This is a genomic window from Enterobacter quasihormaechei (genome assembly GCF_004331385.1).
Lineage (GTDB): Bacteria > Pseudomonadota > Gammaproteobacteria > Enterobacterales > Enterobacteriaceae > Enterobacter > Enterobacter quasihormaechei.
The window spans coordinates 408,239-422,479 of the sequence record NZ_SJON01000001.1 but is presented as its reverse complement, the minus strand read 5'-3'; the positions used below and the strand labels follow the sequence as shown (position 1 = coordinate 422,479).

The window sequence follows — 14,241 nt, the reverse complement described above, 5'->3', positions numbered from 1 at the left end:
AATTCTCTTAGTAAACGAGTACGGCACGACGGTTTTTGGAGTAAGCCGCTTCGTCGTGACCCAGTACTGCTGGTTTTTCTTTACCGTAAGAAACGATGGAGATCTGGTCAGCAGAAACGCCTTTACCCTGGAGGTACATTTTAACAGCGTTTGCACGACGTTCACCCAGGGAGATGTTGTACTCTGGGGTACCACGTTCGTCCGCATGACCTTCTACGGTGACTTTGTAAGACGGGTTACTACGCAGGAAGTTTGCGTGCGCATCCAGCATTGCAGCGAAGTCAGAACGGATGTCGTATTTATCCAGATCGAAGTAAACGATGTTGTTCTGCTGTAACTGCTGCATCTGAAGACGCGCTTGCTCTTCAGAAGACATATTGCCATTGCCGTTAGCGTCCATACCGGTGCCGGCACCCATCATGCCTTCGCCGCTCTGGTCATTGCTTGCGTTCTTGTTAGAAGAACACGCTGCGATTGCCATTACAGGCAGAGCGATCATCAGCCCCTTCAGCACTTTGTTCAGTTGCATTTCTAAGATTCCTTTAGTAATCAATTAATTATTATTACAGATACGGCGACCAGGCAGGTGATTTTACCTGTCCATCAGTTGCCGGAAGACGCGCTTTGAAACGCCCATCTGTAGAAACCAGATTCAGCACGGATCCCATCCCCTGAGAAGAGCTGTAGATTACCATGGTGCCGTTAGGTGCCAGACTTGGCGTTTCATCCAGGAACGTTGACGACAGTATTTGTACGCCTCCCGTTACCAGATCTTGTTTGGCAATGTGCTGCTGACCACCCGCAGTGCTGACCATTACCATTGTTTTACCATCGGCACTGACGTCAGCATCCTGGTTCTGAGAACCTTCCCAGGTAATGCGCTGCGCTGCTCCGCCGTTGATATTCATTTTATAAACTTGTGGACGACCGGCCTGGTCAGACGTAAAGGCCAGATTCTGGCTGTCCGGGAACCAGGTTGGCTCCGTGTTGTTGCTACGACCATCGGTTACCTGGCGGATCTGGCCAGAGCCAATGTCCATGACGTACAGGTTCAGGCTACCGGTTTTAGACAGGGCAAACGCCAGTTTAGTCCCGTCCGGAGAGAACGCAGGCGCACCGTTGTGACGCGGGAATGACGCAACCTGACGCACGGCACCGTTAGACAGCGTCTGGATAACCAGCGCGGAACGGCCGCTCTCGAAGGTCACGTACGCCAGCTTGGAGCCGTCTGGAGACCATGCCGGAGACATCAACGGCTGCGGAGAACGGTGTACGGTGAACTGGTTGTAACCATCGTAGTCAGAGACGCGCAGCTCATAAGGGAACTGGCCGCCGTTGGTCTGCACAACATACGCGATACGGGTACGGAACGCACCTTTAATCCCGGTCAGCTTCTCAAACACTTCGTCACTCGCCGTGTGGCCTGCATAACGCAGCCACTGCTTGTTCACTTTATAGGTGTTTTGAGCCAGAACGGTGCCCGGCGCACCGCCGGTATCCACCAGCTGATACGCAACGTTATAGCCGCCGTCTGGTGCAGGCGTAACCTGACCGACAACTACCGCATCAATCCCCAGCGCAGACCATGCAGCAGGCTGAACGTCCTGCGCAGTACCCGGCTGCTGCGGCAGACGAGAACGATCTAACGGGTTAAATTTACCGCTGTTACGCAGGTCAGCTGCAACAATGCCGCCAATATCTTCAGGCGCAGCGCCCGGGCCTGCCCACTGGAACGGAACGACACCGATTGGACGCGCTGAGTCCACCCCCTGGGTGATCTCAATGCGTACTTCTGCGTGCAGTACAGCTGCCCACAGCATTAAAAAACTAACTGCTACACGTAATGCCTGCTTCATCATATCTCCCTTATCTGGGTAACCTTACCCACGATAATTTAGCAGAATGTTAACAAACCCAAATAGACAAAACTACTTATCCTGTTTACGACCATAGACTGTTTTTCAGACTTCCGTTAGAAGAGTTGATTACAGCTTAAAGTCCAGTTTGGCATCTTTTATCTTTTCATAAACAGCCTCGCTAGGCGGTTTAGGAATGTTCGCCGATCTGGCTGCGGCCAGTGCAGCCTGACAGAGCGCAGGATCGCCCCCTTCAGACATCACGCTTTTCAACCTGCCGTCTGGCGCAAGATTGATGTGCAGTACGCACTGCTTGCCCTGATACAGGCCTGCATCAAAGAGTCGGCTCTGAATCGCAACCTGGATCTGCTTGGCATAAGCGCTGATATCTGCACCTGTTGCCCCACCGTTGGCTCCGGAGGTACCGCTGTCTTTTGACGGCTGTCCATTTCCTTTGGCCCCACCGCCCGTTTTCGGTGCATTCTTACCGGAGCTCAGGTCACCCAGCAGGTCGTCTACACCGGCGGCAGCGGCAGCTTTCTCAGCGGCTGCGGCCTTTTTAGCCGCGGCTTTTTCGGCAGCCGCTTTTTTATCGGCAGCGGCTTTCTCAGCGGCTGCTTTTTTATCAGCGGCAGCTTTTTCCGCAGCGGCGGCTTTTTCTGCCGCAGCTTTCTCGGCGGCGGCCGCTTTTTTCGCAGCATCAGCAGCCGCTTTCTTCTCGGCTTCCTGCGCAGCTTTCTTCGCGGCTTCCGCTTCGGCTTTCTTCTGTGCGTCGGCAGCCGCTTTTTTCGCCGCTTCCGCTTCCGCTTTCTTCTTCGCGTCAGCAGCCGCTTTCTTCACCGCTTCCGCTTCCGCTTTCTTCTGAGCATCAGCAGCCGCTTTCTTCGCCGCGTCTGCGGCTAACTTGGCCTGAGCATCTGCCTTCGCCTTCGCGTCTGCTGCGGCTTTGGCTGCCGCCTCTTCCGCCTGCTTCTGCTGTTCCTGGGCTTGCTTCGCTGCGGCTTCAGCCTGTTTCTGCTGCTCCGCCTGCTCTTTCGCCGCTTCCTGCGCCTGCAAACGTTCTTTCTCAAGCTGCTTCAGACGTTCCTGCTCGGCGGCCTGCTTTTCACGCAACTCTTCCGCCTGCTGTTGCGCCTGTTTTTCACGCTGTTCTTCCGCGCGCTTTGCGCTCGCCTGCTGCTGTTGCTGACGATTATAGTTCTGCACTACCGCACCGGGATCTACCATGACGGCGTCGATGGATGAGCCTCCACCACCGCCCGATGCATCAATGTGCTCATCGAACGAACTCCAGATCAGCGCTGCAAAAAGAATCACGTGCAGCACTGCGGAGACGATTATCGCTCGCTTAAGCTTGTCGTTCTGTTCGGTTGCCTTTGACACTATCGGTTCCCAAAAACTACGCAGATGATCAAATAGGCTGAGTCATTAAGCCAACTGACTTAACGCCCGCGCTATGTAGCAAGTTCAGCGCTTTGATAATTTCATCATATGGTACGTCTTTCGCACCACCGATTAAGAAGACCGTCTTCGGATTTGACTCCAGGCGTCGTTGCGCTTCAGCAATAACCTGCTCAGGGGGAAGCTGATCCATCCGATCCTTCTCCACCACCACGCTGTACTGCCCTACGCCGGAAACCTCAATGATGACCGGAGGATCGTCATTGGTGCTTACCGCCTGTGATTCTGTCGCATCCGGCAGATCAACTTCCACGCTCTGGGTGATGATGGGCGCTGTCGCCATAAAGATCAGCAGCAGCACCAGCAGCACGTCCAGTAACGGAACGATATTGATTTCGGACTTGAGCTCGCGACGACCTCGTCCACGCGATCTGGCCATGGTTTACCCCTTGTTGCTCTCGGTGCTGGTAAACGCCTGACGATGCAGAATCGCGGTGAACTCTTCCATAAAGTTGTCGTAGTTCAGTTCCAGTTTGTTCACGCGCTGGTTCAGACGGTTGTACGCCATCACCGCCGGAATTGCAGCGAACAGACCGATTGCGGTCGCGATCAGTGCTTCTGCGATACCCGGTGCAACCATCTGCAACGTCGCCTGCTTCACCGCGCCCAGCGCGATAAAGGCGTGCATGATCCCCCACACCGTACCAAACAGGCCGATATACGGGCTGATGGAACCCACGGTGCCGAGGAACGGAATATGCGTTTCAAGATTTTCCAGTTCGCGGTTCATAGAGATGCGCATCGCACGCGACGCACCTTCTACTACGGCTTCCGGCGCATGGCTGTTAGCACGGTGTAAGCGAGCGAACTCTTTAAAACCACTATAGAAAATTTGTTCGGAGCCTGAAAGGCTATCACGGCGTCCCTGGCTTTCCTGGTACAGACGAGAAAGCTCGATACCCGACCAGAACTTATCTTCAAACGCTTCGGCTTCGCGGCCAGCGGCATTGAGGATACGCGTTCTCTGGATGATGATGGCCCAGGATGCGATTGAAAAACCAATCAAAATCAACATGATAAGTTTAACCAGAAGGCTTGCCTTCAGGAACAAATCAAGGATATTCATGTCAGTCACTGCTTAAACTCCGCGACAATAGACTTAGGAAGCGCACGAGGCTTCATTATGGTTGGATCAACACAGACAATCAGGACTTCAGCTGAGTTCAGTACCGTGTTCTCTGCATTGACTATCCGCTGCGTGAAAACCAGTGAAGTTCCGCGCATTGATGTAATTTCTGTTTGGACTTCGAGCATATCGTCGAGTCTGGCAGGCGCAAAATACTCAAGCGTCATCTTGCGTACCACGAAGGCAACTCGCTCAGCCAACAGCACCTGTTGACTAAAGTGATGATGGCGCAGCATCTCTGTGCGTGCCCGTTCATAAAAAGCAACGTAGCTGGCGTGGTAGACCACACCACCGGCATCGGTATCTTCGTAGTAGACACGTACCGGCCATCGAAACAGCGTTGTATTCACTTTACATCCCGGTAATACAAGAAAAGTTGGAGCTTTCAAACTTCGCTACTATACGCGCGGGAATGATGGTTTGGAATGGGGGAAAGTAAACGGAGAGTAAATTTTTATGGGCTCGGGTAAGCCCATATCGTTAACGGACATTTCTTATTCAGAAGAAGAAGAAAATCAAACCGGCGAGGAGAACCAGATCGGCAATCAGCGGGCAGAAGATGCCCTGCCAGTGAAGCGCTTTCGGACGAAAGCCAACGCCGTGAATGACCCCTGCACACACCGCCCACATAATCAGGAAGCCGTGCCAGATCTCAAGCTCGCTGGTTTTTGCCGCGAAGCGCGACGGGTCCCAGAAAATACAGCCCGCCAGCAGTAATGCCATAATGAGGGAAAGCGCCCTCAGGGGGCGCTTATCCATTACCGCATATAACGTTGCGATAATGTTCATTAGTGCTTTTCTTCACCTGCTTTGGACGCTTCAACATGCTCAAGCGCCAGGGCAGTAATGACACCAAATGCACAGGCAAGAAGCGTCCCTAAAATCCATGCGAAATACCACATATTCAGCTCCTTACTTAGTACATAGAGTGGGTGTTGCTTTCAATATGTTCTTTGGTAATACGACCGAACATTTTCCAGTAACACCAGCTGGTGTAGAGCAGGATAATCGGTACGAATACGCAAGCAACATACGTCATCAGGTTCAGCGTCAGCTGGCTGGAGGTTGCATCCCACATGGTCAGGCTAGCATTCATCATGGTGCTGGACGGCATCACGAATGGGAACATCGCAATACCCGCGGTCAGGATGATGCACGCCAGCGTCAGGGAGGAGAACACGAACGCCAGAGCGCCTTTCTCCAGACGAGACGTCAGCACGGTCAGCAGCGGCAGCAGCACACCCAGAGCCGGGATAGCCCACAGCGCAGGGGTCGTGTTGAAGTTCACCAGCCATGCACCAGCCTGACGCGCCACTTCTTTGGTCAGCGGGTTAGACGGTGCAGTATGGTTGATCGCGGACGTCACCACGTAACCATCAATACCGTACACCACCCACACGCCTGCCAGAGCGAAGCAGACCAGCGTCACCAGCGCTGCAACCTGCGCGGTTGCGCGGGAACGCAGGTGCAGTTCACCCACGGTACGCATCTGAAGGTAGGTTGCGCCCTGGGTAATAATCATCGCCACGCTCACCACGCCCGCCAGCAGACCAAACGGATTCAGCAGCTGGAAGAAGTTACCGGTGTAGAACAGACGCATATATTCGTCGACGTGGAACGGTACGCCCTGCAACAGGTTACCGAACGCCACACCAATGACCAGCGGTGGAACGAAGCTACCAATGAAGATGCCCCAGTCCCACATGTTACGCCAGCGGGTGTCTTCAATCTTGGAACGGTAGTCAAAACCCACCGGACGGAAGAATAAAGAGGCCAGCACCAGAATCATCGCCACATAGAAGCCGGAGAACGCAGCCGCGTAGACCATCGGCCAGGCAGCGAACAGCGCGCCGCCTGCGGTGATCAGCCACACCTGGTTACCGTCCCAGTGCGGGGCGATGGAGTTAATCATGATTCGACGCTCGGTGTCATTACGACCGAGGAAACGGGTGAGCATGCCCACGCCCATGTCGAAACCATCGGTGACCGCAAATCCAATCAGCAGAACGCCGATCAGCAGCCACCAGACAAAACGCAATACTTCATAATCGATCATTTGATGACTCCTGTCTTAGCGTGCCGGCTGAGTCGTCACAGCAGACTGCTCGTAGTGGTAGCGACCGGTTTTCAGGCTGCTTGGGCCAAGGCGCGCGAACTTGAACATCAGGAACAGTTCAGCCACCAGGAACAGGGTGTACAGACCGCAAATGAGCAGCATGGAGAAGATCAGGTCGCCTGCGGTCAGGGAGGAGTTCGCTACCGCGGTTGGCAGCACCTCACCGATCGCCCACGGCTGACGGCCATACTCCGCGACAAACCAGCCGGATTCAATCGCGATCCACGGCAGTGGAATACCGTACAGCGCGGTGCGCAGCAGCCATTTTTTCTCGCCGATGCGGTTACGAATGACGGACCAGAACGAGGCCGCGATGATCAGCAGCATAATAATGCCGCAACCGACCATGATGCGGAACGCAAAGTACAGCGGCGCAACGCGTGGAATGGAGTCTTTGGTTGCCATCTGAATCTGCTCTTCCGTCGCGTCGGAGACGTTCGGGGTATAGCGTTTCAGCAGCAGGCCGTAGCCCAGGTCTTTTTTCACGTCGTTAAAGCGATCGCGAACGGCCTGGTCGGTAGAACCGGCGCGCAGCTGTTCCAGCAGCGAGTAGGCTTTCATCCCGTTACGGATACGCTCTTCATGCTGCACCATCAGATCTTTCAGGCCAGTGACCTGTTTGTCGACGGAGCGCGTGGCGATAATACCCAGAGCGTAAGGAATTTGAATGGCGAAGCGGTTTTCCTGCGCATCCTGGTCAGGCACGCCGAACAGGGTAAACGCGGCAGGCGCCGGCTGGGTTTCCCATTCCGCTTCAATCGCGGCCAGCTTGGTTTTCTGCACGTCGCCCATTTCGTAACCGGATTCATCACCCAGAACAATAACGGACAGAATCGCCGCCATGCCGAAGCTTGCTGCGATAGCAAAGGAGCGTTTCGCAAACGCGAAGTCACGACCGCGCAGCATATAGTAGGAGCTGATGCCCAGCACGAACATCGCGCCGCAGACGTAGCCAGACGCCACGGTGTGGACGAATTTCACCTGAGCAACCGGGTTCAGGACGAGTTCAGCGAAGCTGACCATCTCCATACGCATGGTTTCGAAGTTGAAATCAGACGCGATGGGGTTTTGCATCCAGCCGTTCGCCACCAGGATCCACAGCGCGGACAGGTTGGAGCCTAATGCCACCAGCCAGGTTACCGCCATATGCTGGACTTTACCCAGACGGTCCCAACCGAAGAAGAACAGACCTACAAAGGTGGATTCGAGGAAGAAGGCCATCAGACCTTCAATGGCCAGCGGCGCACCAAAAATATCCCCAACGTAGTGGGAATAGTAAGACCAGTTAGTCCCGAACTGGAACTCCATGGTCAGACCGGTTGCCACGCCCAGCGCAAAGTTGATGCCAAACAACTTGCCCCAGAACTTGGTCATATCTTTATAAATCTGTTTGCCGGAGAGGACGTAAACCGTTTCCATGATCGCCAGCAGGAACGCCATACCCAGCGTCAGCGGCACAAACAGGAAGTGGTACATCGCGGTCAAGGCAAACTGTAAGCGCGACAGTTCGACTACGTCTAACATTATGACTCCTTGCTCATCGCATGAAGACTCCGAGAGTGAACCCCGTTAGATAAGGATCCACACGCATGCCCCAATACAAAGTTATCTGCGTCCCTTCTTCGTTGCTTATTCTCCGGAGGGGGAAAAAGCAACGATGAAAGGTTACAAATACGTTAAGAAAAAACCAAATTGATCCCGTAAATATAATACGCTGCAAAACCCTTACAATAAACAGGTTTTTATTCGAACAGATTTACGTTTTTCGACGGCGATCAATTTATAGCAAAATTACCACTTTTCGGCCATTTTGATCGGGAACAATTTAACGCCTTTTGGAGCCTTTTTCCAAGCATTAAACATTGATTTAAATCAAAAACGCCGGCATCTGTTAACGATGTTTCTTTGTGGTATGCATAGTAAAGACCTTGTTAATGACATGTATATTTTTAGGCGCGCAGCGTTATAAAAGGCAGAAGATAATATAAACAGTTGTGATTTTTATTAACGCGACAGGAAAATCGTATTTTATGGACGACGAAACATATTCTGTTATCCGCTTCACAGTATTTTTTTATTACTTTGCCATCAGAATAAATGATTACATTTTATTCACCTTTAGCAGCATTAAAATTAACACCCCTGTGTGACTTTTTAATGAAAAAAAAGGCCGCACCCCCTGCGGCCTTTTGTTAAGCCAGGTATTACCTCTCTATCCTGACGCTAAAGGTTCGGGACTGGCACGGACGGAACGGACCAGAAATGCCCGCACTCTCCTCCCCTGCCGCGTCGGGCAACTCATTCATGTTCGTTTCGCAACAGGCCAGCACCACGCGGTTCACTGACAGGGCGACGTCGCAGGATTGCGTTTCGGACGGGTTGTAGAGACGCACTATCATCTCGTCACGATCTTCTGCTTTCTTCAGCGCGCTGAGCACGCATCCGTTTGGCGAAAGCGTTAGCAGACTGTAGCTGCCGGGCGTGGTGAAGGCGGTGCGGTTAAGCTTCATTGCGTCCCAGGGGATTTTGTTATAGCAGTGCACCGGCGTTAGCCACGACTTCGCCTGCTGCGCAACGCCGGCACTCACGGGCGTGCCGGTAAACGTGAACAGGCTGAAGCGACAGCGTAGCTGGCCCCGTACCTGCGAATCCGGCACCGGCATTTTGATCCCGGACGGCCTGCCCGGGCGCAAAAGTAAATCCTCTTTTCCAAGCAGCCCCACGCCGCGAAGCAACGTCAGAGCAAATGTTTTTTGACGCTCGCCGGTCACCTCAAATTCGCGCAACCCTTCGGTGAACAGCGCCATCCCGTTACGCCGTTCCTGGAGCACCGCGTAGTTGAGCAGGTTCCACACCGGCAGCGGTGCTTCCTTCCATCCTTCCTCCTGCCAGTTCGCCATCGCTTCATCCCGTACGGGGCGCGTCAGCGAACCGAACTGGGTATCGGCTAATACCGCCTCCGTGGTGAACGGCGTCGGGATCAACACCCGCACGCGATGGTCATCCGCGTGATTGCCGAGACGCGCCTCAACGTCGATACGCCGGCTGTTATGGCCGAGCGTGACCGTCAGTTCTGCCTCAAGCATCCCCGTCTGCTGACGCGCAGAACGTTCGGCGAGATTCGCCGGCACCGCCATGCGATGGCGGATCACCGCCCTGCTCTGCCAGGCCTCGTGGATCACCTCAACGTCGTGCTCGCCCTGCGCGGAAGTGAGCCGCCACTCTTCCCGAGAGGGCGAGTAGTCGTACTCATCGCCATCATCCGAGCTCTCTTCTATTTCCAGCGCGCGGTCATAAATCAGCCCGGACTCTTTGTCGCGCAGGCGCAGCGACCCGTCTTCATTTAACGTTATTTCCCAGAACGCATTTTCCAGCAGCGCCGCCGACGCATTTTCTGGCACCCGCAGCTTGCCGGCCACGTGCGGCTCGATAAACAGCGTGCGGTAGCCCATTGATGGCAGGATCTGGTTGAGCTGGATGTCGAACTCCATAAACGGCTCATAGTTGCCGTAATGCACAATCTGGCGGTCAATCAGCCCGGGGTCGATCTCGCGCGCGCTGCGGAGGAAATAAGGAATGTCATTCCCCTTATCGTCCAGCAGGCGGAACTGGCTGGCGCGCAGACGTATCGTGGTGTTAATCACTTCCTCGCGCGGCCAGGGCGTCAGGTTAAACATCACCAGTTTGTCTTCATCGCTTTGCGGCATGTTGTCGACAATCTTGCGCATATAGAAGCACGTCAGGTTATCGGCCATGTCTTCCGCCAGCTCGAAGCGGGACATCACCTCGCGATGCACTTTGTCACTACAGCAGCAGCCGATACTGTCGTGGGCGTGATTCTTGAGGATCTCTTTCCACATTTTTTCCAGCAGGCCGTGGTGATACTCAAAGCCCAGCGTCCAGGCAAGCGTGGCCAGCGGCTCAAGAACGTTGACGATTTTGTTTTCTATCCGGGCGTGGGCGATTTTGATGTCCATCCGCGTGGAGCCGATGGTCCGGTGCACTCGCATGTATTTTCCGTCAATAAACTCCCCTTTCAGGGTTGCCAGTTCATCGCGGTGCGCGTCGATGTGGTCAAATACCTCCTCGAAGCGGCTCATTACAAACTGACGCTGCGGATAGATTTCGCGAAGCTTATCCATCACCGCAAAAATGTTCTGCTGGAGCGGCATCTGGTCGTGGCCGTTAGGCAGCAAAATTTCTTTCGTCACGGAGGCTTTTTCGAGCACCTCTAGCCAGGCGTCGAGCCGTTTCCGCAGCCCGTCTTCATCCTCCGGTAAGTACTTACCAATCGCGTAGCCCAAGGGCAGCACCTGTGCCGTCACTTCGCTGCCGTCCAGGCTTTGCCAGAGAAATTCGGTTTTATCGGTACCGTGCCGCTCGGAGCACCCGCGCCAGAACATGGTGCGCGTGATGCCAAAACCGTTATAAATGTGCGGCAGCTGGGAAGACATGCCGAAGGAGTCCGGCAGATAGCCAATTTTCATCGGCTCGCCAAAGGCCATGCAGTCACGCATGCCGTACATCAGATTGCGGACAATCGACTCGCCGGAGACAAGGGTGGTATCCGTCTGGGTATACCACGGACCCACGATCAGCTTCCCGGCCTCCACCAGCGCTTTCACGCGTGGCCTGCTTTCCGGCTTCACGGCAAAATAATCTTCCAGCACCGCCGTCTGGCCGTCGAGGACGTAGTATTTGTACTCTGCATCCTGTTCAAGACGGGTGAGGATCTCTTCCATATTATTGACCAGAAGAATACGTGACGCTTCGGTGGTGAAGTACCACTCACGGTCCCAGTGCATATGTGGCGTGATATGAACGCGAGATACAGCTTTCATCTTCGTTTCCTGTCGGTGCGTGTTTAGGATGTAATGTCTTCAGTCACGTAGGTGCCGCGCTTCACGGCGTGACGTCGCCAGAGCAGTAACATGAGCGTAGAGATGGCGGCGCCAACCAGCGCGGCGCCAAACCAGCCCGCAGCGGCCATCACGCCACCCAGCCCGGCATCATGCAGTAAGAAGAGCGAGAAAATGCCCGCTCCCGGGGTGGAAAGCCCAATCCCCATCGCCCCGACAATCGCGCCGGTCGCCATTGATCCCAGAACGAATGAGCCGATGACCCGCAGCGGATCCTCGATAGCCATCGGAATTGCCCCCTCGGTGATGCCCGCCAGCCCCAGCAGCCAGGTGGATTTGCCGGTCTCAATTTCGAACTGTTTAAACAGGCTCGGGGCCAGCATCGTTGACGCCGTCACGGTAAAGGCCGATACCATTTTGACGGAGGCAAAGATCGCATAAGGCCCGTAGACGCCGTTGGCCATCGCCCCCAGGCAGAACGCGTAAGAGGCTTTGTTGACCGGGCCGCCCAGATCGAACGAGCACATAAAGCCCAGAATCGCGCCCAGAAGCAGCGCGTTCGCACCGGACAGCCCGTTAAGCCAGGCTGTCAGGGCGTTATTGATCCAGGCCACCGGTTCGCCAATCACAAACAGCATCAGGCTGCCTGCACCCAGCACGCCCATCACCGGATAGAGATAAAAGGTCAGAAAGCCGTTGTAGCGGCTGCTCAGCCGGATGTGGTTTTTCACCCAGCGCATCAGGTAACCCGCAATCAGCCCGCCGACGATGGCCCCCAGAAAACCGGAACCAATCATATTGGCGGCCAGACCCGCAGCAAAACCCGGCGTAAGCGCAGGTTTATCCGCCAGCGAGTAAGCGGTAAAGGCCGCGAGAACAGGAACCATCAGAATACCGAGCATCCCGCCGCCCAGTTTGCGGTACATCCACAGCCACGAGTTTTCCTGATCGAACAGATGCTGCAAGCCCAGGATTTGCGCCAGCAGTACCGACACGGCCAGCACCGTGCCGCCAGCGACAATCAGCGGCACCGCAAAGGAGATGCCGCTAAGAAGCGCCTGCTTAAGTTCGGTTTTAACGCGCTTTTTGGTGTCTGTGTCGACATGCGCAGGGCGCGCATCGGATACTGGCTCTAGCGCCAGCGCGCGCTCAATGAGCGCTTCCGCATGGCGCAAGGGTTCAGCTACGGGTACGGAAATGGCGGGGATCCCCTGAAAGCGTTCGCTCTCTTTGATCGCTACTTCTGCCGCGAAGATACACGCTTTGGCTTCCCGCAGCTGCTGAGCGGTAATGCGCCCCTCAACGCCGTTCGCCCCCTGCTTCTCGACCACCACATTGACGCCGAGCTTACGTCCCGCTTTTTCGAGATATTCTGCGGCCATATAGGTATGGGCGATCCCTGCCGGACAGGCGGTTACGCAGACAACCGTCGGGGCGTCGGCCAAACGCGCGCTATCCTCTGGCTGCGGTGCATCCTCCAGGGCAGCAAGCAGCGCGTCCGCGGTGGTGGCGCTCATGACGCGCGCGCGAAGCGCATCGTCCGCCAGACGGGTGGTGAGCGCGGTTAATAGCTGCATGTGCGTCGATCCCGCTTCGGCTGGCGGGATGGCGAGGAGAACAATCAGCTCCACGCGTTCGGGGCCATCCACCCCCTCCCACTCCAGCGGATCGGCGAGCGTCGCCACGGCAAACGCAGCCCTGCTCACGGCCACGGATTTCCCGTGCGGAACGGCAAGCCCCTCTCCCAGCGCCGTCGGCCCCTGGGCCTCACGCTGGTGGACATCACGCAAAAAAAGCGCCAGATCGGAGACTGCGCCACACCGGGCCAGCCTGCCGGCCAGCGCGTCTATGGCCTCATCGCGACTGCGGAATCGCGCGTTCAGGCAGAGCGCATCTGGATGCGTTAACGCCGTCAGGTTCATCATTATGGTTACTCCCGTAAACAGACTGGCGAGAGTATCGCAGAGCAAATAAGACGATTATGTGATCATTTTCATGTTTAACGATCATTTGTATTTAATTTGTATTATTTACAATTTCATCAGCCGAGGCATAATCGTCATCAATGGTATTAACGGAACAAGACAACGGGCGTGCATGAGCGGAAAACCGAAATATCGTCAGATCGCGGATACCCTGCGGGATCAGATCCAGCAGGGCGTGCTGGCCGCCGGGGACGCCCTGCCGACCGAATCCGCGCTCCAGGCCACCTTCGGCGTGAGCCGCGTAACCGTCCGGCAGGCCCTGAAGCTGTTGACCGAGCAGGGCATCGTGGAGAGCGTTCAGGGCAGCGGCACCTACGTTAAAGAGGAACGGGTTAATTACGACATCTACCAGCTCACCAGCTTTTACGAAAAGCTGGCGGACAGACGCGTGGAAACCCACAGCGACGTGCGGGTGTTCGAAGTGATAAAAGCCGATGCGGCGCTGGCGGCAACGATGGCGCTCGCCGAAGGCGATAAGGTCTGGCACGTTAAGCGCGTCCGCTTTATCAAGCAAAAGCCGGTTACGCTGGAAGAGACGTGGATGCCGCTGGCGCTTTTCCCCGATCTCACCTGGGAAGTGATGGAAAACTCCAAGTACCACTACATTGAGCAGATAAAGAAGATGGTCATTGACCGGAGCGAGCAGGAGATCGTCGCGGTAAACCCTACGCCAGAAACCATCGAGGCACTGGGAATCGATCCTTCCCGCCCGATTCTTGAAAAAATCTCCCGCGGTTTTCTTAATGACGGGACGCTGTTTGAGTACAGCCGCAACAGCTTTAAAAGCGACGACTATCGCTTCACCTTAATTGCCCGGCGCCATCATTAAGAGGCGATG

At 55.2% G+C, this 14,241-nt stretch carries 13 protein-coding genes; 1 reads left to right on the top strand and 12 read right to left on the bottom strand.

Going from position 1 to position 14,241, the window contains the following annotated elements:
- Positions 1-7 precede the first annotated feature (7 nt).
- From pal to mngA, 12 genes are all read right to left on the bottom strand, one after another.
- Positions 8-529, bottom strand: coding sequence for a peptidoglycan-associated lipoprotein Pal (pal, locus tag E0L16_RS02015; protein ID WP_003858578.1), 522 nt, complete (start codon positions 527-529; stop codon positions 8-10).
- Positions 530-563: 34 nt separating this feature from the next.
- On the bottom strand, positions 564-1,856 hold the full coding sequence (tolB, locus tag E0L16_RS02010; RefSeq protein WP_063866121.1) for a Tol-Pal system beta propeller repeat protein TolB: 1,293 nt from the start codon (positions 1,854-1,856) through the stop codon (positions 564-566).
- A 129-nt stretch (positions 1,857-1,985) separates the two neighbouring features.
- Positions 1,986-3,239 carry a cell envelope integrity protein TolA gene (tolA, locus tag E0L16_RS02005; protein WP_131636194.1) on the bottom strand — a complete coding sequence of 418 codons (1,254 nt, stop codon included), beginning with the start codon at positions 3,237-3,239 and terminating at the stop codon, positions 1,986-1,988.
- Positions 3,240-3,267: 28 nt separating this feature from the next.
- Positions 3,268-3,696 carry a colicin uptake protein TolR gene (gene tolR, locus E0L16_RS02000; protein ID WP_003858589.1) on the bottom strand — a complete coding sequence of 143 codons (429 nt, stop codon included), beginning with the start codon at positions 3,694-3,696 and terminating at the stop codon, positions 3,268-3,270.
- Positions 3,697-3,699: 3 nt separating this feature from the next.
- A complete protein-coding gene (gene tolQ, locus E0L16_RS01995; protein ID WP_072201887.1) occupies positions 3,700-4,392 on the bottom strand; it encodes a Tol-Pal system protein TolQ in 693 nt (230 codons plus the stop codon).
- A complete protein-coding gene (gene ybgC, locus E0L16_RS01990; protein ID WP_003858593.1) occupies positions 4,389-4,793 on the bottom strand; it encodes a tol-pal system-associated acyl-CoA thioesterase in 405 nt (134 codons plus the stop codon). The genes tolQ and ybgC overlap by 4 nt, the downstream gene beginning before the upstream one ends.
- Positions 4,794-4,941: 148 nt before the next feature.
- Positions 4,942-5,232 carry a cyd operon protein YbgE gene (gene ybgE / locus E0L16_RS01985; protein ID WP_003858596.1) on the bottom strand — a complete coding sequence of 97 codons (291 nt, stop codon included), beginning with the start codon at positions 5,230-5,232 and terminating at the stop codon, positions 4,942-4,944.
- Entirely contained in the window at positions 5,232-5,345 is a 114-nt protein-coding gene (cydX, locus tag E0L16_RS01980; RefSeq protein WP_006177208.1) for a cytochrome bd-I oxidase subunit CydX, read from the bottom strand. Before cydX ends, ybgE begins: the two co-directional genes overlap by 1 nt.
- A 14-nt stretch (positions 5,346-5,359) precedes the next feature.
- On the bottom strand, positions 5,360-6,499 hold the full coding sequence (gene cydB, locus E0L16_RS01975; protein ID WP_063449337.1) for a cytochrome d ubiquinol oxidase subunit II: 1,140 nt from the start codon (positions 6,497-6,499) through the stop codon (positions 5,360-5,362).
- A gap of 15 nt (positions 6,500-6,514) precedes the next feature.
- Positions 6,515-8,083, bottom strand: a complete 1,569-nt coding sequence (gene cydA / locus E0L16_RS01970; RefSeq protein WP_063449338.1) for a cytochrome ubiquinol oxidase subunit I — start codon at positions 8,081-8,083, stop codon at positions 6,515-6,517.
- Positions 8,084-8,763: 680 nt separating this feature from the next.
- Positions 8,764-11,400 carry a mannosylglycerate hydrolase gene (gene mngB / locus E0L16_RS01965; protein WP_131636193.1) on the bottom strand — a complete coding sequence of 879 codons (2,637 nt, stop codon included), beginning with the start codon at positions 11,398-11,400 and terminating at the stop codon, positions 8,764-8,766.
- A 23-nt stretch (positions 11,401-11,423) separates the two neighbouring features.
- Positions 11,424-13,340 (bottom strand): PTS 2-O-a-mannosyl-D-glycerate transporter subunit IIABC, encoded by a 1,917-nt coding sequence (gene mngA, locus E0L16_RS01960; RefSeq protein WP_131636259.1) that lies wholly within the window; start codon positions 13,338-13,340, stop codon positions 11,424-11,426.
- A gap of 175 nt (positions 13,341-13,515) precedes the next feature.
- On the opposite strand from mngA, the gene E0L16_RS01955 reads away from it, so the two are divergent.
- Positions 13,516-14,232: a GntR family transcriptional regulator gene (locus E0L16_RS01955; protein ID WP_131636192.1), complete on the top strand. Its 717-nt coding sequence runs from the start codon at positions 13,516-13,518 to the stop codon at positions 14,230-14,232.
- Positions 14,233-14,241 lie beyond the last annotated feature (9 nt).

Bases quoted from the DNA above. Each gene is read 5' to 3' on its own strand.
- pal (WP_003858578.1), bottom strand. From the start codon at position 529: ATGCAACTGAACAAAGTGCTGAAGGGGCTGATGATCGCTCTGCCTGTA.
- tolB (WP_063866121.1), bottom strand. From the start codon at position 1,856: ATGAAGCAGGCATTACGTGTAGCAGTTAGTTTTTTAATGCTGTGGGCA.
- tolR (WP_003858589.1), bottom strand. From the start codon at position 3,696: ATGGCCAGATCGCGTGGACGAGGTCGTCGCGAGCTCAAGTCCGAAATC.
- ybgE (WP_003858596.1), bottom strand. From the start codon at position 5,232: ATGAACATTATCGCAACGTTATATGCGGTAATGGATAAGCGCCCCCTG.
- cydX (WP_006177208.1), bottom strand. From the start codon at position 5,345: ATGTGGTATTTCGCATGGATTTTAGGGACGCTTCTTGCCTGTGCATTT.
- cydB (WP_063449337.1), bottom strand. From the start codon at position 6,499: ATGATCGATTATGAAGTATTGCGTTTTGTCTGGTGGCTGCTGATCGGC.
- cydA (WP_063449338.1), bottom strand. From the start codon at position 8,083: ATGTTAGACGTAGTCGAACTGTCGCGCTTACAGTTTGCCTTGACCGCG.
- mngB (WP_131636193.1), bottom strand. From the start codon at position 11,400: ATGAAAGCTGTATCTCGCGTTCATATCACGCCACATATGCACTGGGAC.
- mngA (WP_131636259.1), bottom strand. From the start codon at position 13,340: ATGAACCTGACGGCGTTAACGCATCCAGATGCGCTCTGCCTGAACGCG.
- E0L16_RS01955 (WP_131636192.1), top strand. From the start codon at position 13,516: ATGAGCGGAAAACCGAAATATCGTCAGATCGCGGATACCCTGCGGGAT.